This is a genomic window from Sutcliffiella cohnii (assembly GCF_002250055.1).
In the GTDB taxonomy this organism is placed as follows: domain Bacteria; phylum Bacillota; class Bacilli; order Bacillales; family Bacillaceae_I; genus Sutcliffiella; species Sutcliffiella cohnii.
In genome coordinates, this window is the sequence record NZ_CP018866.1 from 370,554 (window position 1) to 393,307 (window position 22,754).

Genomic DNA, 22,754 nt, shown 5'->3' on the forward strand with positions numbered 1-22,754 from the left:
AAGGTCTTCTCGTTAGGGTTATTTTTTTAAGATAAAGCCAATAAGTAATATATATACAAAAATAGAAATAGGTGCAGTAACCAAAAATATTGCCCTTAAAATTAAAGGTGGTATACCAAAAGACTCAGAAATCCCTCGACACACCCCAAAAATCATCTTATCAGTCGTGGGTTTTTGTAACATTTAAATTCCCCCTTTAAGTAAAATTATATTAACATTAGGTACAGACATTTCTTTCAATAAATCTTTCAATAAATAAATTCATTATAGCATATTTTTAACCTCATTCTATCGATTATTAAAGCAACCGAAAACCTTTTAACGGAACTATTTTTTATTCATCTTTAATTCCTCTTACATAAGCTGCAATCAAAATGAATTTACCAGATAGAGATATTAAACTCGTCAGTATCTTATTTTCTAGCTGTATCATCGACAACAATATTCTTTGCTCTTTGATTAATGTGCTCCTATTTGACTTGTGTAAATGAACTTAATCCCCTGACTGCAAAACTAGATCTTTTTTTTGCAATATATATTATGTTTTCAACTAAACTTGCAACCTAATTAATATACTAATAATATAAAACTATCAGAATTTTTATACTTTTTCTACTCTTTATCTTACATTTTATGGTTGATTGTGGTATTGTAGAAGAGAATAAAATGTCAAAGGAGTAGTGTAAATGAAAAAAATTATTAGTACATCTAATCCATTTGAGTCTTCAACTCTAAAATTTTTTACATCTTCGAAAGCCTCATCTACAAATTCTTTAAATAATTCACTTACTCCATCTACCTTTTCTTCAGCTGCTGCAGGTAATGATAATAAAAGCATAAAACTTAGGAAAACTAATGAACAGTGATATATACATAGAACAAATTAAAGATTTACATAGTAAAGGGGATTATCAAAGTCTACAAAAACTTTTCATGGGAGATAACTCGATTTCATTTGTAATTGAAAAAGATGTAGCAGTTAAAGAAACAGGGCTACTTGAAAAACATGAGATGTCCACATCTAATTTTACTACTATGGACATAAGAGGTAAGAGTGTTTCTAGACTTTTTTCTCGTGAGGCAACAGAGTCCTCCGGTAGATTTACCAAGGAATGGATTACTAGGCTTTCTGGTTATTATTCATATGATGCTAGGACAAATAGAGTAACGAATGTTCAATCCCCTACGTTAAGGTTAGATACAGCTACCTTTGGATCTGCTTTTACACCATACATAGATAGTGTTTCTACAACTGGAACGAATTTAGGAACTTCTGCAAGGTTTAATGCAACCTATACAATGAAGGCGATTTACGGTATCCCACTTGGAGGCGATTTTCCACTATCTCAGACATTGAATTTTGGTTCTTTTACAGATTCTTTCATTAATGCTCCATTACAATAATAGAAGATAAATGTATAAATAATGTTTTCTCTAAAATAACAAATGAGACTATAGATTATCCAAATTCTATAGTCTCTTTGTTATTGCGCCTAATCCAAGCGTACCTAATAAAATTACTAAAATAGGTGTAGCACAACATAACAAAACCAAAAATGTACCTATATGCCCTGCAATAAAGGTCTTATTATGTTTTATGTTTCATTTCAAAATACCTTTCATTCTTCCTGACGGTACCCCATATTTATCACCTCAAGATTTTCTTAATACAAGTTTAAATCAAAAAAGCTGTATGCAAACTCAATTTCCATGAGTTTGTCTACAGTCTGACTTAAGCTTGCTTAAGTTTCTTTTGTTTATTTTTCTTTACAATTTTCTTAGAGATTATTGTTATATTCAATAAACCCTATATACATCTGGACATTCGGATTCAACAGGTGAGTAGAAGCAATGAAGTTTATATCGGCCACTGTTCCACTGATTCCACCACTGGGCAGGGCAAGTGCCATTCGGTCTAAAAAACCATAGTGCTCGTTCTGCTGGATGATGCCTTTCACCATTAATTATTCGTTCTGCTAATCTGATTTCTTTTTCTCTTGCCCTTTGATAAAAGTATGGATGGTGTACGGCTTCAAATCCTCCAGGGGACTGCCAAACCATTCGTTCTACAGAATTAATATCAACAAAATCTAAACACCTTACTCGTACTCTATTTACACAAACATTGGCGACTAATAACATTCCTTGCTCCCCTTCACCTTCTGCTTCCGCACGGATAAGTCTTGCTAGAAGTCTTTTATCATTATAACTTGCCTTTATTACAGCCATGATGCCCTCCTTTGCATAAACTAAGTCGTACTTTAATACTATTCATTAAAGCCATGATAAATACTCAGCAAGTTTTTTTATTTAACCATCCCGGTATCAATTATTTTAACGGTAACACTAGGGGTAACATTCACCCTGTCAATTGTCTTGGGCCAGTCCAAGTTTTTCCATGTTTGATAATCCATTTTTTGTTTTATATACTTTCCTAAACCGAGGTTATCTATTTGATGTTCCTTCATAGTTTCCAATATATCTCGTATTTGATTTTCAATATTTTCTTGAATGTAATTCTCTAATGCTTCTATTTCTTTTTCATTAGTGATGTCTTTATTTCCTTGGTATTCCAGTAAGAAGCCTTTAAAATCAATTGACAACTTCACATCTATTTCTTCTTTATCTCCTAGTGTAACATCTATACTTCTTTTATTCGTTAAAAAACTAAATAATACTTTTTCTTCTTCGTTTTTAATTAATAAATCACCTTCTTTAAACTCTCCAGTTAGTAAAAAAAAGATTCTTGCTTGTATGGCTGGTATGGTTGTTTTTAACTGGTCACCACTAAATAACCCGATTCCGTCCGACATTATTCCGTCTTCCGATTGTAAAATAATAGGAGCAATAGGATCAATAGCATCGTCTAGGTAATCTTTTGCAAATTTATGTATATCCATTTCAGGAATTGTATTTAACCTTGCTTCTTTTTTTAGAAGATTTTCGATTACAGTGTCAACCATTTTATATTCTGGATAGTCCTTTGATAATAATTGTTTTGGATTGCTTTTTACTATTGACAGTTTTACTGTAGGTCTTGAAACAGGGTCTCGATAAAATGTGTCAATTAAATCCCATACTCCCTTTTCTGCTAGTTTCTCTCCAATTAAAATACTTCGAATTTGCCCGGAAACTAAATTTTTATCTGTTTTTTTACTTAAAAATATTCTTGATTCCTTCGAAGTTTCAACCACCGTAGTGATTGTCTGTTGTTTTAAGGTTTCTGCTACTGGTAGAGATATTGTCACTTCAAGTTTCCCTGAATTTTCTCCTTCTTCAATTAACTCATAACCTATTGTATGAATAAACCCTAACTCTTCTACAATTTTTTGGTCCCTACATCCCGGTAGTACCAACAATATTAGAATAATTAGTAAGATTCTAGACATGTTTTCTCCTTCTTTTTAAAAATATAATTGTCAATACTAACAGTGGTAAGAAAATGGATATTAGTATTTGAACTTTTGCTAATAAAGATAACAAAGAAGTAAGTTCATTTTTGGTGACAAATGGTAATGTCACTAAGTATCCAACTACCAATAATGCAAAAGCACTACGTTGAGCACTCCACATAACAACTCTTTTAAACGTAACTAAACTAATCCATATATACATCGTTATAGTAATTATTAACTTCAAATAAAATAATATAAAAAATCCGGAGTCCAATCGTTCAATAAAGTCAAATTCTATATACTGCAATAAATTTATTACGGGATAAACTTGATAATTTAATTGTTGGAAACTATTAAACCCGTAACAAAAAATCGTTACACTCAAATATATTAATGTGGTATACAGGTGCCCCCAAAACACGTATTTAAAAACCTTTTTCTCTTTTTTTATGTAAGGAAACATGAATAGTGTTACTTCAAACCCTAGAAATGCTGTATATAACTCTATCATGCCTCCATAAAAGTCATTATGTTCATTAAAAACAAAGGTAGAAAATTGCAAAAAAGAGAAATCGGGAACAAAATAAATTAAAAGGAATATCATTGGTGCTGATAAGAAGAAAAACAATGTAGAGACGTGAGCAATTGTTACGATTCCACTTGTCACAAGGTAATACGTAAGAATTAATGTTAACAGTACAAACCATTGTATATTTGTTTGTGGAAAGTATAAAAACTTCATAACATGTACATATTGTTTTGCAACTGTAATGGAAAGAACGGACCAAAATATACTCAAACAAAGATACAAAGGTTTGGCAATAATATTCACCTTTGAAAAAGAAGTCTCGATTGTTTGAAAAATTGAACTTCCTTTATTAAAATAATAAATTCCAGCAATTAATCCAATTTGAATCATAGCAAAAACTGAAATGGGTATAATCATTAACCAACCATTATATCCAAAATAATTGGCTACCATGTTAGGTAACATAAAGAGCACTATACCCGTTTGAGTCATATAAGTAATAAAAAAGAGATAGAACGGTTTAAATTTTTCAGTTTGCATATAAGGCTCCCTCCTTAACCTATTTCTTAAAAAACTGATAAGGAGCACGAATGATAGTATCTTTTATATCCTTCAAAGATAGTGGGGATATAGGCTTTAAATAATACTCCCCTAAATTCTTTAACCTGCAGAGGTGAATCAATATAATAACAAATCCAAAAATGATCCCAAAAAAGCCCCATATGGATGCAAGAATAATAAAGAAAAATCGAGTAATTCTTAAAGATGCTGTCATTATGATATGTGGTACTACAAAAGATGATATGGCAGATATAGAAACTACAATAATTAGAACATTGCTTGTAAAACCAGCCTCTACTGCCGCGGTACCAATTACTATTCCCCCAACTATGCCAATTGTTTGTCCAATTTTAGAAGGCAGTCTTGCTCCCGCTTCTCTTAACAATTCAATAATACCTTCAATAATTAATGCCTCAATTACTGGATTAAATGGTACTTTACTTCTTGATTGAATAAACTCATGAAGTAATTTAACAGGGATAATCTCATAATGAAACATTGACACTGCTACATAAAAAGCGGAAGCGAATAATGTTATAAATAGTGCAGCAAATCTTAATAACCTAGATAAAGTACCAAGTAACCACCGTTGATTATAATCATCTGGGGATTGAAAGAATTCAAAGAAATTTGTTGGGGTTGATAATGAGTAGGGGCTGCCATCCATTAAACAAAGAACTCTGCCCTCAAGTAACTTAGATGTCGAGACATCTGGTCTCTCCGTCGTAAAATACTGCGGAAAAACAGATAACGGCTTCTTGTCTAAATACTGTATAATTTTATTTAAGTCATTAACTCCTTTTGTATCAATGTTATTGATCTTTTCTTGCAATCCTTTAACTAATATAGGAGAAGTAATCCCCTCAATATATAACAAATACATTTTCGTTTGTGTGATGGTACCTATGTTATAACTAAGAACTTTTAAATAGTCTGATTTAATCCTTCTCCTAATCATAGACAAGTTAGTTCCAATATCTTCTATAAAGGCTTCTTTGGATCCTACAATTACTGTTTCAATTTCTGCTGGAGAAACACTTCTTGTTTTAGGAACATAAATATCTACTGCATACGCAAGTGAATTTTGGTATATTATTAATGCTTTTCCTTCAAGTACTCCCTTAACCATTAAATTAATATCTTCTTCTTGTTGATATTGTTTTCTTCTTAATATAATTTTTACTTCCTCATCATTTGTATTTGAAAAAGGTTGTAAAATGTTATTTTTCAACTCTTCTTCCCCTACTAGATGACCAAAATATAATACCTCAATTTTCAACTCTGGAAATGTCCTAATTACTAAGTCATCACAATAATCTAATCGATCTTTGACATGTACAGACAAGTTTTTATTTATGTACATAATATCCTCTCAAAATGTTAGTTTACAGTTAGCATTACAAAATTATGGTATGTTATTCATAATTATTTATGTTGGTTATAGTAAACATGTTATTACAAAGATTGACCAAATAATCTTTTGTTAATTGCAAAACAAAAAAGACAAGTTATTTAACCTGTCTTTCTCTTTCGATGAATTAATTACAATTTAGGTACTATAATGATTATTTATTAGCTTATATAAAGCCTATGATCCTTATCAGATTTATAAAAAGCTTTTCTTAATATTATCTGTTAACTCAGAAATGACCTTTTTCTTTTGTTGTTCAGGTGAATGAATAGTTAAAATTATCAAATCCACCAAATCAGGACTTTCTTTAGCTAATTCCTGCATGTAGTCATACCCGAAATCTTTCATGACCAGTAGCAATTTACTCATGTTACTGGAAACTTACATCTATCTTCTTTTTTACGTCCTTCGCCACTTTTGGCATTGTTATTTCAAGTATTCCATTTTTGTACGTAGCTTTAACCCCATCATGTGAAACGGGGCTTGGAAGTGTTATCATACGTTGAAAACGACCTGTATAGCGTTCCTTTTTTAACATATTTTCTTCTTTTATTTCATTGGTACGCTTGATAGAACCACTAATGCTTAATCTGTTATTTTGTATATCAATATCTACATCTTCTTTCTTTTCAAGACCAGGTAAATCACATGTTGCCACAACCTCATTCTCAGTTTCATGAACATCTACTCGAATCCCACCTATACCATGTTCATTGTCAAACGAAATTGGTAATTCCGAAAAGAAACGATCGAATTCTCTTCTTATATTTGATAATTGTCTAAATGGATCATAAGGTACTAATGACATATTCAATCCTCCTTGGTTATTTTCAAAGATATTATTCCAATTTTGTATACGTTTATTCATAAATCCTTTACTTTACGTTCTGTACAAATGGATTCGTATCTGTACTGTGGGACGAAGGGACAGGAAACTCGTGCACACATATATTGGAAGAAGAATATAGGGCGGTAAGTGCAGGTTAAGTAAAACAAATCACCTGAATGGGACATGCCTCTATGTCAGTTGACTATATAGCTGAATTTAAAGTTTTGAATATAAGAGGCTGTCAAATGTCAGTTTAACTCACTTTTGGGACAGCCCCTTTTTTTTATCTATTAAGCAATTAAGCTCTCGGCTCGTAGCTCTCATCAATCACCAGGATTGGTTTAATTGTCTTACCGGAATTCGAGTCTTCGGCGGCTTCATTGATTTCCTCAAGTTTGTAGAATTGAGCAAGTTTGTCGAATGCGAAGTTCCTATTCTTATAGAATTCGACCATTTGGATAGTTGTGGTACGGCTTTACCCATACGTGCGCCAATGATGTTACGATTTTTCATGGCTAAGTCATTGATGGTGCTAATCGTGATTTCTTCCGCTGCTGCAAGTGGTGCAACAGAGCCACCTACTGCTAGAAGAGACGAAGGGACAGGAAACTCATCCACACAAATATTGGAAAATGACATTTTGATAGGAAATATCAATCACTATTTTAAATTTTAGCTTCCCTAGACTATGAGTTTAGGGAATTTCTTTTACTTACTCCTGTATTATTCATGGTTTTATTAGACTATGATAAAGCAGGTTACATCGAATACGATGTTTTAGTCAATAAACTGGATGAGACTCTAGAAGAAAAAATTGTATTCATAAGTTGTAACGAAGAAGTAGTTAAGGAGAAAATGGTGAGCAACCCAAAAACAATTGAGTCGTTAATTGCCAAAGATGATTCTAAAAAATTGAGTAACCCATACGATGGTTCTAGTTCGTCGAAGAAATTAGCCGCAAAAGAATTTCACGATAAAGTAGTAAACAGGAAAATCCAACTTGATAATGAGACAGTATCCAATTTTAAAACATTGTTTGAAACATTAAATATTCAGGGCTATAATCTAGCGACTGTTAGAAATTAATACAGAATTTTGACACTATAAATAAGGTTGTCTATAATAAACTATACTTGAATAAGTATGCCGCAGTTACGGGTTCGAATCCCGTACTCCTCGCCAAATCAATAAACATTGCCCTAAGTAGCAGTTATTGGATTATTGGTGTGTTTATCGCTAATACCCTCTCAATTGCTATGACGACTTCATGGGAGTCACTCTTGAAAGATAATAAGGAGATGATTGGGATGACAATGTTAACAATCTTTACCCTGCTAATAACCTTTGCGGCTTCCGAGGAGTTAGTTTAACAGGTAAAACGGTTGATATAGGAACCGAGGTTATTAGCAAACCATATTAGTAAAAAGCATAACGTTATTATAAAAGAAGTTTTATCATTTGACCCATCTCCATTCAGGAATGGGCTATTTTTTTGCTTTCGGTGGGACGAGGGGCCAGAAAACTCGTACAAACAGATATTGGAAGATAAATGAAGGTCAAAGGTTAAAAAAACTATATAAAAGCAAATTGTTCTTTGTGTTTCACCATATTTTCATTTTATGAAGCGTTATCCTAGCAATTTGCTCCTCGAGACATAGAATGAATGATGATGTTTTTTTAACTACGAAGGCGCTACCCAAATGAATAATGTTTTCTTACAGGGAAGAACAGGGGCAATGATTGTTACACGTACAAATAAGTCAGAAGTAGTAAAGGTATTAATTTAGGAAGATATGAAGAAGTAATTTATGCAATTGAGAATGCAATCAAGCATGATCCGATAAATCTTTTGTACTATTTGCATAAAGATCACTCTCTTGAATTGTTAGAAAAAACACGAAGGAGAACAAACAAATGGAAGATAGAAATATGTTCAAAGAAGAACTACATAAAAAGAATTCCTTTATGCTTTTAAATGTTCGATTAGAAAGTGGATATAAGTATGAAGATGGTCAAGTTGTCTACACTGAAACTCAAATACGTAATATCGAAATTGAGAACGGCAATATTATAAAAATACAAGATACGAATCTACCATATAGAAGAGATATAGATTGTTATGATGCGAAGGGGATGCTTCTTCTCCCTGCTTTTAAGGAAATGCATATCCATTTAGATAAAACCTATTATGGAGGTACTTGGAGGGCTGCGGCAAATCGAAAAAGTATTTTTGACATGATTGAATTGGAAGAAAAGCTACTACCAGAATTGCTTCCAACAACACAAGAACGTGCGGAAAAATTAATTGAACTAATCCTGAGCTACGGTTCAACAAATGTTCGAAGTCATTGTAATATCGACCAGACTGTCGGGCTAAATAATCTTGAAAAATTAAATGCAGCCTTACAGAATTATTCAGAAAAAATATCACATGAAATCGTAGCTTTTCCTCAACATGGATTGCTTCGTTCAAATGTAAAAGGACTATTACGAGAGGCTATGGACCTTGGAGTAACACATGTTGGAGGTCTTGATCCAACCGTAGTGGACGGAAATATGGAGAAGTCTTTGGAAACAATGGTACAAATCGCAGTAGACTATAACGTAGGCATTGATATTCATCTTCATGAGGGTGGGGAATCGGGCATAAAAGCCATTAGTAGGTTGGCAGATTTTACGGAAGAGGCAGGACTAGAGGGAAAAGTAACAATCAGCCATGCGTTCTCACTTGCATCGTTATCGGAAGAATCAGGTATTAAGCTTGCAAACCGGCTTGCTTCATTAGGTATTTCAATTGCCTCATCTGTTCCAATTGGTAAAACTGTCATGCCAATACCTCTCCTTCAAGAGCAAGGAGTAGAAGTCCTTCTTGGAAATGATAGTATAACAGATCATTGGTCACCGTTTGGGGTGGGAGATATTCTTCAGAAAGCACATCTTGCAGCACAATTATATGGTTGGAGCAATGAGTATGATTTATCGCGTGCCTTATCACTTGCTACAAGAGGCATTACACCTTTAGATAAAGAAGGAAATCAAATCTGGCCAAAGGTTGGAGATGAAGCCACTGCTGTCCTTGTACCTGCGAGTTGTTCTGCAGAAGCTGTAGCACGTTTGTCAAAGCGCGTTGCTGTACTACATAAAGGTGTCTTTTCTTCAGGTTCGTTAGAAAAAAAGTAGTTTTTTCACAAAGGTTCCATTTCTGATGGAGACGATCCTTTTAAGCCTAAAAGCCTTACCTAAGGCTCTTGTATTAATAAAGTTTAACTAGCCGAGTTGAGTTTGCGCTTCAAAATGATAAGAACCTTAAGAAATATAGAACGCCCCTCCCAATTCGAAACATGGAGGGGCGTTCTTTTTTTTGCAAGAGTAAGTTTTTCAACGCTTATCGACAAGTAACTGACACTATTTAATTTCCTTTCATGACACCCTTCGATATTTATTGCCAGGGAAATTGTAGAATCTCTGACTGGTCGACATTATAATGTTGTAAATATTCTTCATTTTTCGACTGTAATATACTACTATTGTACTGGTATGATTATACTATAGTTATGGCAGTATATTTCTAGCTAATACTCTATTAATTTTTTCTTTATAATAGATAGCATAAAAGTAATGGTAAATTTTTCATGGGCTAGAATCATGTAAAGTGATTCTTATATGAACGAAAGGTGTCTGAGTAAAATGGAGGAAGGGAAAATCATTAAATTCCCAAACATAAAAATAGTTGACGATGATTTCGAGGTCGAATTTGAGGTTGAGCATGGGACTGTAATAACAGAAGGTAAATCAGATAATATGGATGAAAAAGAAAGACATATTAAAGCTGGTCTTGATGAAGTGAACGGAATCTTGTCATCTAATAAAGAGAAGTTAGATAAGTTAAACGAGGGAATAGATAGACTTACGAATCATTCAGATGGAATGGATTATATGGTTGCTGTTGGCAGTGGTGTGCTTGCGGGAATAATTGATTCATTTTGGGTTGGTGCTTTTAGCTTAGATCGTGGGAAAGAATGGAGCAATGATAAGGTTAATCAATTTGTTGTTAAGGTTGCGCAGTCTCAAGGTTACGAAGGGGATGATCTTCAAGGTGCAATTAGGTATCTTGAAAGTGGGGCAAAGCATAATGATCTTGATATAAAAGGATTTGGCACACCAAGTGATAGTGTCACTGATAAATTTGGAGGTGGTAAACAGCATCACTTAAGGGATTTTGCTCATCATCCCACACCTGTAGGTCTTATTTTTTCGATGCTCACACAGTTTAGTGGGAAAGCATATGGCACTGATAAAAACGGTTTTTTTATAATTGTCGATGTGGAGGATAAGACTTTTATTGGTAAGGATGTTCCGCAAAAGCTCTTGTTTGGTACTGTTTTTTGGTTTTTTCATATGATTAGCGATATGGCAGGATCAAGTTCTAACCATGGTGCTGGAACTGGTTTGCCTGGACCATTGCTTTCTCTTTTAAAAGAAATGTCTTCATTGCCAATCTTTAACTCTATAAAAAATAAAGACGGAGTCAAAGAATTTTCATTATGGATTTCTAAGCTGTTCAATGGCACTTTACTTGCCAAACGAGATTCAAATGGCAAAATTACTGAGCCGGTAAGGTTCGATCTGAGGGCTGAATTAGGAGTGGTATATGAACTCGGGCGTCAGGCAATCCCTGTTATTATAAACGAATGTATAGTACGAGCATTTTACTTCATTCGTAGGCTTGCTATGGTAATAAAAGAAAAAAATATAAGACAGGTAAGGCAATTAGCTCAAGTAGACTGGAATAAAACGTTGCCTTGGAGGAATCGCACCATTGTACGAATGCTCACAATAGCCACAGGCACATTTACTCTAATTGACTTAGGTGATGCAGCCATCCGCGGAGCAATCAAATCAGGTGGAAATCTAGCGATGTTTACAAAAGAATTTCTTTTGCGAGTAAACTTTGTTGGGGTCGGAAGGTTTGCTATTGCAGTTGGAACTGATTTCACTATGGGGTTAAAACAAAATAAACTCCGTAATGAACGAATGGCCATTCTTAGTGAACAGTTACACTTAATGAATGCTAAAATATACTATTTGCAAGCGGATGTATGGATAGCCGCAGAAAGTGCTGAAAAAACAATTAATGAAGCTCTTGGAATGATGGAAGAAACGACAAAGACTTTCATAGAGGCTCAGGAAGCAAACAGGCAATCGATGCAAAACATCGGCGAATATAGACAGGGTATTAAAAAACATAATTCAGGGTTGATTGAAGAAATTAGCGATATTTTAAAATGGGGGTAATGAAACTTGAGTAATGAATTAGTTGTTTTGGAGGCAGATGATATATTACGATCTGGTATATCAGGTTTTAACGAAGAAGATTTACCTCTACAAATTCAAGGTCAAATAAGTAAACTCAACGAGCTTGACAAGAGTGTTAAAGAAGCGATGGAAGCTGCAACGTTAGCAAAAGATTCCGCAATTAATGCAGGAAATAGATCAGCTGGCTTTGGAAAGAAAAAAGTTGCTATTGAAGAATTGCAATCGGCAGGACTAGATCTAGCAAAGGCTGTTCAGTCAGGAGCGGAAGCACAAAAAATTTCGTTTGAATTTCAAACGAAATTGGCTGAAATATCTAAATACCTCTTCGGACTTGGAGTCAGTAATATAGCTAGTAACCGGTTTGTTGTTCGTGAACTAGAAATGAGGTTAAAGGGTGCTTCTCGAGAAGAATTATCTGAATTCGCTCGACAAGAGTTAATGTCGGTTGTAAAGCAATTAAAGGAACAAGAAGATATACTTAGAAAAATAGAAAATCTCTCTGAAACTACAAAAAATCATGATAAGACATTGAAAGACCAATCCCAAATAAACCAATCTATTGATGAACAGTTACGAGCCCAGGTAAAGAACGATATGTCGCACAGTGAACAGTTGAAGGTCTATGCAAAGACAAATAAAAGACTGGAAGAACAATTGAAGGCCCAAGCCGAACTAGACAGGATCCACAGTGAACAGATACAGGCTCAAGTAGAGATTAGTAAGCTACACGAAAAACAACTGAAAATTCAAGCAGAAACCGACATAAAACTTGAAGAGCAATTGCAAGCGCATGCGGAGATTGATAACCAACATAGTGAGCAGTTAAAGGTACTAGCTGAAAATATAGACAAGCAGGAAGAACAATTAGGTAATTTTCATGAAAGGAATAATGAATTAAATGAACAAATTAGAAATAATTTAGAAACTATTGAAGCACAGGAAAAAAAGATAAATTCTCTTAATAAAGAGATACTCAACTTGAAAACTTTATTAGATTCTAAAGCAAATAATACATTATCAAAAATTACATTGTCTATTGCTATTATAGCTTTCATAGTATCTTTTGTTCATTTTCTTTTTTGACCGAGGAACAGGAATGTCGTTCTACTCATTGTACAGGGCAAAATCTGAGCGAGATAAAGTAATTGAAGATACATTAATGAATAATTGGAAAAGTATAAATTACGGGTAACGGGATGGGACGAGGTGACAGGAATTGGCGTCCTACTCTGTTTATTGAATTTGAGGAATAAGAAATTTGCCATTCTTTAATGAAAAGTAGACTAAATACTGTACAAGAAACTACTACACATAGTTAAAATTATTAGGCAATCTTCTGCGCCTATTTTGTTATTTTCTGGTATTATTTAAGTAAGGAAAATGAGAGTTTTGTTACGATGCAGAAGAGTGCAATAAGAATTGTGAATTATTATGACAAGGATATATTGGATTACATTGCAATATTGAGGTGACTTAATGATAGAAGTTCGCACTTTTATTAGCAAAAACAACATATGGTTTAATGAAAAGCTTAGTAAATCAGAAATTGAGAGACAATTTATAAATTTTGAAGATAAGGATAAAGAATCAGAAATTAAGTTAGCATTAAGATACCTGAACGATTATATAGATTTTTCTCCAAGAGGATTTATTAAAATAAAATTAAATCAACAAGAATTATTAGGAGAAGAAGAATTTGGTTATCTTAATGAATTGTGGAATAAGTATATTTCATTAATTACTTCTTATCTACTCGATGGTCATGCAATAGAATACTTAGATTACTATCATAAAAAAATTACTCTAGAGACATACGACGATACAAGCATACAATTACAAATCACAATGGTTCCAGAAGAAGAAGCTGAAAACCTCTCAATTAATAAATATAAAGGTTTCATCTTACCTAAAGACGCATTTATATTAGCACTTTTGAGAAGTGCATATAACTATTATAAAAGGCTTTATAGTTATGCAGATAATGAAAAACTTATAATCAAAATGAAAGAACTTAGCAAATTATATAAGGACTATACTGGAAAAGATTTATGAGATTATATTATTTAAACTAACAGAATTATGTTGAATAAGACCTGTGCAATAGAATGTAAGAAACTAACTAGGTTGAAGATAAATAGCTATCCAATAAGGTCAAATCATATCTGAGAGAGGTATCCAAAATAATTATTGGATACCTCTTTGTTATTTTTGTTGAAGAAATTTTCTAATTTGTGTCGAATTTTTCTGTAAGAGAATTTGTAAAGTCTAGATTGATGTAACCATTTACAGTGTCAAAATGCAATCCAATTTTTGACAATATCCTCTACATAAATTACAAGTGAATCCTTTACAGTAATATCTAGCGTCCTGCGTAATTCAATTCGCAATCTACTTTTCGGACAATTCCTGTCGACTTCATTTAATTATCTCCTCAATGCATATATGGAAAAATGTTATCACCTTTATATTCCACGCTAGTCAATACATCGGATTGGATGCTAAAAAATAGAGCAACTGAAATTCTTTTAAAGGTAAGAGGATTGTCCGCTCTCCGATTTGAATTTCATAGATTGATTAAGTAATCGTGTTATCCAGTTCTTTCGATAGAAACAGCTTTCGCTTGGCCACCAATCTTGGCAAATACGACCCCGATGATAGTCCCAAATAGTGCAGGAACAACCCACTCTAACCCTACACTAGCTAGTGGCAATACGGAACGAACCGTTTCGATTGGCCCCAAGTTTATGCCAAAGGCGTTTAACCCACTAATCACAGCAAATACCCCTGCAAAGGAAAGTGCGCTGACATAGACATTTCTTGAACCTTTAAACTGGTGATGGAAGAATGTTAGCACAATTAACACAATGGTTAGTGGATAAGCCGTCACCAAGAATGGAACAGACACTTTTAATATTTGGCTGAGGCCCATATTAGTCAGTGTAAAACCAATCAATGTCGTCACAAGTACAACCGTTTTATAATTTGCTTTAGGAATGAGTTTCGAGAAATATTGCCCACAAGCTGATGTTAGGCCAACAACGGTTGTAAAACATGCTAGTGTAAATATTAAACCGATTAGCACCGTTCCACTATTTCCAAATAAATTGAAAGAAACGGCTGAGAGAATTTGTGTACCATCTGCAAATTCACCGTTAATCGCCATTTTTCCACCTACAATACCGAGCGAAACATAGACAGTAGCGAGTAGAGTTCCTGCAATAAGAGAAGCTTTCAGCATGTAGCCTTTTAATTGTTTTTCATCCGAGACTCCACGCTGGCGTATTGACGTTAAAATAACAATCCCAAAAGCAAGTGCAGCCAAGGCATCCATCGTGTTGTACCCTTCTAAAAATCCTTTGAAAAATGCTCCAGCTTCATATCCACCAGTTGGTGCTAGGAACTTCCCGTCCAGTTGCATGAAACTAACAATACAAAGAATAACTATTGCAACGAGTAGGATTGGTGTGATAAAACGTCCCAGATATCGTTCTAGATTAGTAGGATTTAGACTAATGAGATAAACGAGTAAGAAAAATACAAAGGAAAACAATAGTAAAACAATGGTTGTATCGGTTCCATTCATGAAAGGTAAAGGCATTAGTCCCATTTCAAAGGCAACATTTGCATTCCGTGGAATTGCTAAAAATGGACCGATAGATAAATAGACAATCACCATAAAAATAGTACTAAATACTGGATGAACTCGGTTACCGATCGCTTGAATACCTCCCTTAACACGGGCGATGGCAAATAGAACGACTAACGGCAAACCTACGGCAGTAAGAACAAATCCAATCATCGCTAACCAAAAGGCTGTTCCAGATTGTGCACCTAAAAATGGTGGGAAAATCAGATTCCCAGCTCCAAAGAACATAGAAAATAATAATAAACCGATAAAAAATGAATCAAACTTACGCATGTGTTTCTCTCCTTTTCGTTTTTTGAATACAAAAAAACCCGCCCCTTAAAATAAGGGACGAGTTTATACTCGCGTTACCACCCTAATTCCGCAGAAAATAATAAACTGCAGCGCTCAGTCAACGTACTATCATACGTGTTCCATCGTAACGGCGGACAACCCGTCAAAGCTTACTAGATTTTCAGCTTTGCATCTCAGAGATGATTTTCAGATAGGGGCTGAACACCGACTTCCACCAAACGCCGGCTCTCTTTGGATCAGATTTCCTAACTTACTGTTCTCTTCATCGATTTTTTGTATTAAAGGAAATTTATCAGAAAAAACAAAACATGTCAATAGCTTTTTTTGAGAAGGGATGTGGGGATGATTACCGTCCCACTTTATTGTAGGGACTAGGAGGACAGGAAAGCTCCACGCAGAAATTGGAAAATATGTGAAAGTTAAGGATGGGAAAGTAAATTTTTAAGCCTCTTAAACTATTACCGAATATTTTAATTTGTATATATTCAAATATTCATATATACATATATAGTAAACACAATTTAAAACAAAGAAGGGTTTTTTATGTTAAAAAAATTTAAATATTCTTCGGAGAGATTTGAAAATTATTCTTTACAAAAATTACAAAAGGATATCTTTGCGGGGGTAGTAGTGGGTGTAATAGCAATACCTTTAGGGATGGCTTTTGCTATTGCATCAGGTGTGAAACCAGAATACGGTATATATACTACCATTATTGCGGGAATTCTTATTTCCATATGTGGGGGATCAAAGTATCAAATCGGGGGGCCAACTGGTGCTTTTATTCCCATTCTATTTGGGATTGTGATAACGTACGGTTTTGAAAATTTATTGATTGCTGGATTTTTGGCAGGAATTATTTTGTTTTTAATGGGAGTCTTTAAGTTAGGCTTATTAATACAATTCATCCCAAAGCCTGTAACAATTGGATTTACAACTGGAATAGCAGTTATTATTTTTGTAGGACAAATTTCCAATTTCTTAGGTTTGGCTGGTGTTGAAAAACATGAGGCATTTATAGACAACATTCTTGAAATTTTAATAAATATCAACTCTTTAAATATTTATAGTATATTAACTGCTCTAATTTGTTTGGTAAGTGTACTACTAACTCCAAAGTTTGTTCCTAAAATACCTGGTCCGTTAATTGGATTACTATTATCAACACTAATTGCCGTGTGGTTATACCCAAATCAAGTACCAACGATTGGGTCAACATTTGGAAATATCCCAAGTGAATTACCAAAATTTCAAATGTTAGACATTACTTATGAAAGAATAATAGAATTAATTAGACCAGCTTTTGCTATTGCTATTCTTGGAGCCATTGAGTCGCTGCTTTCAGCGGTTGTAGCGGATGGTATGACGAAAAGTAAGCATAATAGCAATAGGGAATTAATGGGGCAAGGAGTAGCAAATATTGTAACACCATTTTTTGGGGGGGTTCCAGCGACAGGCGCCATTGCTCGTACAGCAACCAATATAAAAAATGGTGCGGTTTCACCTATATCCGGAGTGGTTCATGGTATTGTTGTTCTTTTTGTTTTACTTCTTTTTGCTCCGTATGCTTCTAGTATTCCATTAGCCAGTATGGCCCCAATCCTAATGGTTGTAGCCTGGAATATGAGTGAACGAAAAGAGTTTCTCCATATTTTGAAGACAAAGTCAGGAGATACTCTTGTATTATTAGTAACATTTTTATTAACTGTATTTGTGAATTTAACCGTAGCAGTTGAGTTTGGATTAATACTCGCAGTCATCTTATTTACAAAGCGTATGAGTGAAAGTGTGATTACAGAAAAGGTACTTCCTAATCCACATAGTAAGACCGATAAAGTAGACCCAACTATAGTAACAGACACTCATGATTGTCCTCAAATCAGTATTTATAATATTGAAGGACCGTTGTTTTTTGGAGCTGCTCAAACATTTGAACAAAAGATTATGAGAACAATCAATTATAAACCAAAAGTGTTAATATTAAGAATGGGAAAAGTGCCGTATATAGATACAACTGGAGAGTCGTATCTCTCTAGTATCGTAAATGACTTTTCAAAAAACGGAATCGTTTTAATTACAGGTTTAAATCAACAACCAGAAAAAATGTTAATCAAAACTGGTTTAAGTGATATTATTGGAAAGGAACATTTCTTTGAACGGACAGGGGAAGCAATAAACTATGCATTGGCACAATTAGATGTAAAAAAGTGTTCAGGGTGTAAACACTTTGCTTTTAGAGAATGTGTAAGTCTTTCAAAGTCTGACTTCAAAGAAGCTGAAGAGAAAAGGAAATTAATAACTTCTTCACCTTGATAAATAAAGAAGTTTTAGATTGGAGCGTTAGCAAAATGGAACTTGAAATGCAAAAATTTAAAGCAGAGTTTTTTAAAGCACTAGCTCACCCTTTGAGAATTCGAATTCTTGAATTATTGTCAGAAGGCGATAAAAACGTCAATGAACTCCAAAGTATCATCGGCAGCCAAGGATCTGTTGTTTCTCAACAATTAACAGTATTAAGAGCGAAAAATATTGTAGTAGGTGTTAAAGAAGGAAATCGTGTTGTCTATTCTTTAAAGGATCCTATGATTATTGAACTATTAGATGTAGCACGCCAAATCTTTAATAATCACTTAGTTGATACAATCTCAACGTTAGATAAATTAAAGGACAATGAAGGATAATGGGACGAAGGGACAGGTAGTATCCCCTCGTCCCATTCATATATTCATAGGTGGGACTAAGGGACAGGAAAGTCATCCACACAGAAATTGGAAAGTATGTGAAGGTTAAGGTGAAAATGCACCCGAAACTAATATCTCTATCTCTGTTGAACTAGTATTTTCGAAAAAGATAGTATGAAAAATAATTGTCCAATTTTATAAGGACATCGACTATATTCCAGTAGATGTCCGTAAAATTATTGGTGCATAAATATTTTTCCTGTTGTGGGATTCACTCTATATTTTTGCGTGAAATCATCATTTTTTAAAGTTACAATATAGTGCCTAGTAGGTTTGATAAAATTAAAACCATCAACATAAACAGCAGTGTTCTTTTCTACGCTTTGTACCGTTTCTCCAAGGTACTGACTTGTAACCTTTTCAACAGCACTTGAGTAGCTGTAATTCGGAATTACAAGAAGAAAAGATGCCATGAATAAAATACCGAATATAATGAGTTTTATATTTTTACTTTTAGATTTGTCAAATATAAATATAATGACGGAAATGGAAAATAAAGAAATAGTTACTTGGAAGTTAATTACACCAACATAATAAAGAAAATCTATTGTTAACATTGTAATTAATGAGATTAGTATTATAAAAAGTATAATAAAGGTAGTTTTTTTCATTTGATCCAAAATCCTTGTAAATTATTTGCGCCCGAAGTACCTATCCCTAATGTCCCTTTTAGGAGTCGATCTCTTTTATAACAAACCCTCTTGCAAAGGTATTTAATATACGTATGAGACGTTCTGTCATTTCAGCGGGTGTCACATCAAAATCCTGCACAATCCAGTCCTTAATTAATCCTGCCGTACCATGTGCCATATAACGCTTTTGGTGGTAATCATCAACAGAAGATACGTCGTATTGAATATCAAATTTATTATTCAACAATTTAAATATTGCTTCCGGCAGTTGCTGGTGAATGTTTGGCAAAGTATCTTCTAAAAGTATTAATGTAAAGTAATCACGGTGATCGTAAATATAATACAACAAATCAAATGAGGATGTTGTTAACTCTTCTACTTTTACCCGACTATCGCTTTCGTATTTACACATGCTGTAATACTGAATAGCTTCAAACATTTCATTCATTAACTCATCTACAAGCTCACATATGTTTTGATAATACACATAATAGGTTGTTCGATTATATTGCGCATGATCAACGATGTCCTTCACCGTAACAGCACTGTATCCCTTTTTATGTACCATTTCAATAAATGCCTTTTTTAAAAAATTCTTTGTCCGCAGCGCTTGTTTGGAATGGGGTTTCATCATATTACTCTCCTATTAGACAGATTTGATGAGTGTGTTGGTTTCCTCAACATTATAGCAAATTTTAAGGCTGGTTTACAGAAAGAGAAACCTAGTAAACTATAAGTGTAGGTAGAATTATTAGAGAGTTTCAAAAAATAAAATTTGAAAATTTGGAGGAGATAGTATGAGAGGTTGGTTATTTTCAGGTACAAATAAACCACTAGAATTGATAGAAAAAGAAGATCCAAAAGCGATTCCAGGTCACGTTGTTATTGACGTGAAAGCTGCTGGTCTATGCCATTCAGACGTTGCAGCATTACAAGATCCAGGTTGGATGCCACTTTTCCCAAATGGTCCTGTTATTTTAGGGCATGAGTTTGCTGGGGTTGTTATTGAAGTGGGTGAAGGTGTTGAAGGGATTAAAGTTGGAGACCGAGTTGGGGCTAACCCAATGGATCGCGCAACGAAAATAACTGCTGGGTACAACTATGACGGGGGCTATGCAGAAAAAGTTCGAGTTCCTGCTCACCAATGTGTAATCATTCCTGAAAACGTTTCCTTTATAGAAGGGGCAGCTTCAACAGATGCAGGAATCACAGCGTATCGCGCTCTTTTCAGTATTGGACAAGCAAAAGAAGGTACAAAGTTAGGAATTATCGGTATCGGTGGACTTGGTCAATTTGCTCTACAAATGGCATTGATTAAAGGTTGCGAAGTGTACGCTACAGATGTTTCTCCAGAAGCTCGTAAGCTTGCAGAAGAGCTAGGTGCTCATAAAGTGTACGACACAATCCTAGATATGAAAGAAGCAGAATGTGACGTTATCGTTGACTTTGCTGGATTTGGACAAACAACTTCTGATGCACTAGAAGCTGTAAAAGTACAAGGAACAGTTGTCATTGTTGGTATGGGTAAATTAGAATCAAATATCAACACGTATTTAATGATTACAAAAGAAATTAAGCTATTTGGAAGTAATGGTGGGTCAGTAGAAGACTTAAAAGGTGTATATGATTGTTTCGCTACTGGAAAAATGAGCCCGAATTTAGTTACAATCCCATTCGAAGAAGTCGACAAAGGTATTGAAAAACTGAAAAATCATGAAGTAAAAGGACGTTTAGTTGCTGTATTTGAATAAATGTAGAACAATCCTTTAAAAATGAAAAAGAAAAGGCCTGTGAAATTTCATCGTAAAATTTCATAGGCTTTTATACTTTTAGCACAATCAATGTTCGAAGTGCGGAAAGTGGAATTAGACATCTCTTTCTTGTGGAACTACCTTAACGAAATATAAAAGCACCCTCGAAAGGATGCTCTAACCTCTTATTTTTCTAGAGATTCTACATAATCAATACCGTGTACTGTAGGTTTAATTTGTATATAGTTACCCATTTGAGTACAGGTTATTAAACCTTTTTCTTGTAAATATTGATAAGCTAAATCTTTTTCTTTATCGGCTCGTAATTCTTCCTTAGTCTGAGTAAATGGTGCTCCATTTTTTTTAAAGTAGTTTTCATATACTTCTTCCAAAAGATTCTTTCTCAAGTCTTTTCTTTGATTGATACTTAAAGGCATTTGTGCCACCCCCTCTCTCGACAATTATGAATAAAAAAACTATGTGGACGATTCCTATCGGTTGTCAAATAATGAGATTACTTACTTCTTATTGCACGCTTCGCCCTTTAGAAATTATAAGAGTAGACCAAGCCAAAGATATTCCTATAATGAATTTTTATTAGACAAAAAACAATGTCCCCTCGTCCTATCAAAAGCTGAAATAACAGTTCTTCCCATTGTTTTAATCTATAAAAATAGTATTCAACTTCTTCTGTTAAATGTGGATAACATGTTATTAACGCATAGTCATCAATTGCCCCACTTATTCTAGTCAAAGAAACTATCTAATCTATAACCTGTAACTGATCTTGAGGGTAGCACTTCTTCAATTGTACCATTCACAATGATTTTGGACTCTGTTATCTGCTCATCCGGTGTTCTAAACTTTTCTGATCCTTCTAATACACCACCACGCCTTTTCACATATTTTCTAAAATGGTAAATTTTGATAATATGAATTTAACATAAGTTTAATTGTTTTTTTATAAATTGGGAAAGGTGGAAGTTTAGTGAGGTTTGTAATTTGTTAATTTATATTGATAACATATGTTAGAGGAGGTATTTTATGAGAAAAGGTATTTGGATTGAGATTAGTATTATATTAATTGTTGTAATAGGTATTTGGGGTTATCAATCTTACAGCAAAAATAAGACGACAACTATGCAAAAAGAATACGCTAGTTTGTGGAAAGAAGAAAACATCATCCCGCAAATAGAAATTCGTACAAATGAAGAAACAATGTTATTAACAGATGAAAAAGAAATAAAATCATTAATAGATACATTGGAAAAACTGACATTAAAGAAGAATGATGAAATACCACTATCAGCAGAAGAGTATAGAGTTGATATTCGTATAACCACACCTCACAAAAAACTTGAAGATGTTTCAGAAACTTCAAAAATTTTTCTTCCATTAGGTGAAGACTTTGTAGGTAGATTTGATGTAATAGAAGAAAATTACTTATATGAACACATTAAAAGCCTTTTAGATACTAGTGATAATTGAAACTAGTGGAGCGGTAAAATAACGTGCCATGTGAAAAGCAAGATGGTTCTATGCGGTCGACCGAATAAGGGAAGTGTCTAATGTGCTAGTTTCTATAACAGAACTAGCCAAACACGCTTGCTGATGAAGTGAAGAAAGTACCACAATCCGTCACATCACCG

General features: G+C 34.0%; 24 protein-coding genes and 1 other annotated feature. Of the genes, 12 read left to right on the plus strand and 12 right to left on the minus strand.

The features are described 5' to 3' along the window. Positions 1–18: 18 nt before the first annotated feature. On the minus strand, positions 19–183 hold the full coding sequence (locus BC6307_RS01715) for a PspC domain-containing protein (RefSeq protein WP_084380469.1): 165 nt from the start codon (positions 181–183) through the stop codon (positions 19–21). A 503-nt stretch (positions 184–686) separates the two neighbouring features. Between BC6307_RS01715 and BC6307_RS01720 the strand changes: the two genes are divergently transcribed. Both BC6307_RS01720 and BC6307_RS01725 read left to right on the plus strand, forming a co-directional pair. Next, positions 687–866: a hypothetical protein gene (locus tag BC6307_RS01720; protein ID WP_066416986.1), complete on the plus strand. Its 180-nt coding sequence runs from the start codon at positions 687–689 to the stop codon at positions 864–866. Next, positions 856–1,404 carry a hypothetical protein gene (locus BC6307_RS01725; protein WP_066416989.1) on the plus strand — a complete coding sequence of 183 codons (549 nt, stop codon included), beginning with the start codon at positions 856–858 and terminating at the stop codon, positions 1,402–1,404. Before BC6307_RS01720 ends, BC6307_RS01725 begins: the two co-directional genes overlap by 11 nt. A gap of 66 nt (positions 1,405–1,470) precedes the next feature. On the opposite strand, the gene BC6307_RS25430 is transcribed toward BC6307_RS01725, so the two are convergent. The 7 genes from BC6307_RS25430 to BC6307_RS01755 form a co-directional block, all read right to left on the minus strand. Next, on the minus strand, positions 1,471–1,554 hold the full coding sequence (locus BC6307_RS25430) for a mercury resistance system transport protein MerF (protein ID WP_342351663.1): 84 nt from the start codon (positions 1,552–1,554) through the stop codon (positions 1,471–1,473). A 243-nt stretch (positions 1,555–1,797) separates the two neighbouring features. Continuing rightward, positions 1,798–2,229, minus strand: a complete 432-nt coding sequence (locus tag BC6307_RS01735) for a cell wall hydrolase (protein WP_066154487.1) — start codon at positions 2,227–2,229, stop codon at positions 1,798–1,800. A gap of 77 nt (positions 2,230–2,306) precedes the next feature. Then, positions 2,307–3,389 carry a Ger(x)C family spore germination protein gene (locus tag BC6307_RS01740; RefSeq protein WP_066416992.1) on the minus strand — a complete coding sequence of 361 codons (1,083 nt, stop codon included), beginning with the start codon at positions 3,387–3,389 and terminating at the stop codon, positions 2,307–2,309. Beyond that, positions 3,382–4,464: a GerAB/ArcD/ProY family transporter gene (locus BC6307_RS01745; RefSeq protein WP_066416995.1), complete on the minus strand. Its 1,083-nt coding sequence runs from the start codon at positions 4,462–4,464 to the stop codon at positions 3,382–3,384. The genes BC6307_RS01740 and BC6307_RS01745 overlap by 8 nt, the downstream gene beginning before the upstream one ends. Positions 4,465–4,483: 19 nt before the next feature. Beyond that, positions 4,484–5,848, minus strand: coding sequence for a spore germination protein (locus BC6307_RS01750; RefSeq protein WP_066416997.1), 1,365 nt, complete (start codon positions 5,846–5,848; stop codon positions 4,484–4,486). Between the two features lie 243 nt (positions 5,849–6,091). Beyond that, positions 6,092–6,220, minus strand: a complete 129-nt coding sequence (locus tag BC6307_RS25435; RefSeq protein WP_255452039.1) for a hypothetical protein — start codon at positions 6,218–6,220, stop codon at positions 6,092–6,094. A 46-nt stretch (positions 6,221–6,266) separates the two neighbouring features. Next, the gene (locus BC6307_RS01755; protein ID WP_066416999.1) at positions 6,267–6,704 is read right to left on the minus strand and encodes an Hsp20/alpha crystallin family protein; all 438 of its coding nucleotides are present in this window, start codon (positions 6,702–6,704) and stop codon (positions 6,267–6,269) included. A gap of 532 nt (positions 6,705–7,236) precedes the next feature. On the opposite strand from BC6307_RS01755, the gene BC6307_RS24660 reads away from it, so the two are divergent. The 6 genes from BC6307_RS24660 to BC6307_RS01780 all read left to right on the plus strand — a co-directional run bounded on the left by BC6307_RS24660 (position 7,237) and on the right by BC6307_RS01780 (position 14,093). Continuing rightward, positions 7,237–7,401, plus strand: a complete 165-nt coding sequence (locus BC6307_RS24660) for a hypothetical protein (protein ID WP_157729269.1) — start codon at positions 7,237–7,239, stop codon at positions 7,399–7,401. A gap of 182 nt (positions 7,402–7,583) precedes the next feature. After that, a complete protein-coding gene (locus BC6307_RS24665) occupies positions 7,584–7,811 on the plus strand; it encodes a hypothetical protein (RefSeq protein WP_157076661.1) in 228 nt (75 codons plus the stop codon). An 828-nt stretch (positions 7,812–8,639) separates the two neighbouring features. Next, on the plus strand, positions 8,640–9,905 hold the full coding sequence (locus BC6307_RS01765) for an amidohydrolase (protein ID WP_094366031.1): 1,266 nt from the start codon (positions 8,640–8,642) through the stop codon (positions 9,903–9,905). Positions 9,906–10,412: 507 nt separating this feature from the next. Continuing rightward, a complete protein-coding gene (locus tag BC6307_RS01770) occupies positions 10,413–12,020 on the plus strand; it encodes a hypothetical protein (RefSeq protein WP_084380471.1) in 1,608 nt (535 codons plus the stop codon). A gap of 6 nt (positions 12,021–12,026) precedes the next feature. Continuing rightward, positions 12,027–13,124, plus strand: coding sequence for a hypothetical protein (locus tag BC6307_RS01775; RefSeq protein ID WP_066417005.1), 1,098 nt, complete (start codon positions 12,027–12,029; stop codon positions 13,122–13,124). Between the two features lie 393 nt (positions 13,125–13,517). Beyond that, the gene (locus BC6307_RS01780) at positions 13,518–14,093 is read left to right on the plus strand and encodes a hypothetical protein (protein ID WP_066417006.1); all 576 of its coding nucleotides are present in this window, start codon (positions 13,518–13,520) and stop codon (positions 14,091–14,093) included. A gap of 535 nt (positions 14,094–14,628) precedes the next feature. On the opposite strand, the gene brnQ is transcribed toward BC6307_RS01780, so the two are convergent. Next, complete coding sequence (brnQ, locus tag BC6307_RS01785) at positions 14,629–15,960, minus strand: branched-chain amino acid transport system II carrier protein (RefSeq protein ID WP_066417008.1); 1,332 nt, start codon at positions 15,958–15,960, stop codon at positions 14,629–14,631. 50 nt (positions 15,961–16,010) lie between these two features. After that, positions 16,011–16,256 (minus strand) — a binding site (T-box leader). Between the two features lie 268 nt (positions 16,257–16,524). Here brnQ and BC6307_RS01790 point away from each other — a divergent pair. Both BC6307_RS01790 and BC6307_RS01795 read left to right on the plus strand, forming a co-directional pair. Continuing rightward, a complete protein-coding gene (locus tag BC6307_RS01790; protein WP_066417011.1) occupies positions 16,525–18,294 on the plus strand; it encodes a SulP family inorganic anion transporter in 1,770 nt (589 codons plus the stop codon). Positions 18,295–18,329: 35 nt separating this feature from the next. Then, a complete protein-coding gene (locus BC6307_RS01795; RefSeq protein WP_066417013.1) occupies positions 18,330–18,662 on the plus strand; it encodes an ArsR/SmtB family transcription factor in 333 nt (110 codons plus the stop codon). A gap of 236 nt (positions 18,663–18,898) precedes the next feature. On the opposite strand, the gene BC6307_RS01800 is transcribed toward BC6307_RS01795, so the two are convergent. Both BC6307_RS01800 and BC6307_RS01805 read right to left on the minus strand, forming a co-directional pair. After that, the gene (locus BC6307_RS01800) at positions 18,899–19,333 is read right to left on the minus strand and encodes a hypothetical protein (protein ID WP_066417015.1); all 435 of its coding nucleotides are present in this window, start codon (positions 19,331–19,333) and stop codon (positions 18,899–18,901) included. Between the two features lie 58 nt (positions 19,334–19,391). Beyond that, positions 19,392–19,988 carry a TetR/AcrR family transcriptional regulator gene (locus BC6307_RS01805; RefSeq protein ID WP_084380473.1) on the minus strand — a complete coding sequence of 199 codons (597 nt, stop codon included), beginning with the start codon at positions 19,986–19,988 and terminating at the stop codon, positions 19,392–19,394. A gap of 163 nt (positions 19,989–20,151) precedes the next feature. On the opposite strand from BC6307_RS01805, the gene BC6307_RS01810 reads away from it, so the two are divergent. Beyond that, positions 20,152–21,105, plus strand: a complete 954-nt coding sequence (locus tag BC6307_RS01810; RefSeq protein ID WP_066417019.1) for a zinc-binding dehydrogenase — start codon at positions 20,152–20,154, stop codon at positions 21,103–21,105. Positions 21,106–21,290: 185 nt separating this feature from the next. Here the strand turns inward: BC6307_RS01810 and BC6307_RS01815 are convergent, their stop codons facing one another. Then, positions 21,291–21,542: a hypothetical protein gene (locus BC6307_RS01815; RefSeq protein WP_066417020.1), complete on the minus strand. Its 252-nt coding sequence runs from the start codon at positions 21,540–21,542 to the stop codon at positions 21,291–21,293. Positions 21,543–22,149: 607 nt separating this feature from the next. Between BC6307_RS01815 and BC6307_RS01820 the strand changes: the two genes are divergently transcribed. Further along, entirely contained in the window at positions 22,150–22,593 is a 444-nt protein-coding gene (locus BC6307_RS01820; RefSeq protein WP_066417022.1) for a hypothetical protein, read from the plus strand. Positions 22,594–22,754 lie beyond the last annotated feature (161 nt).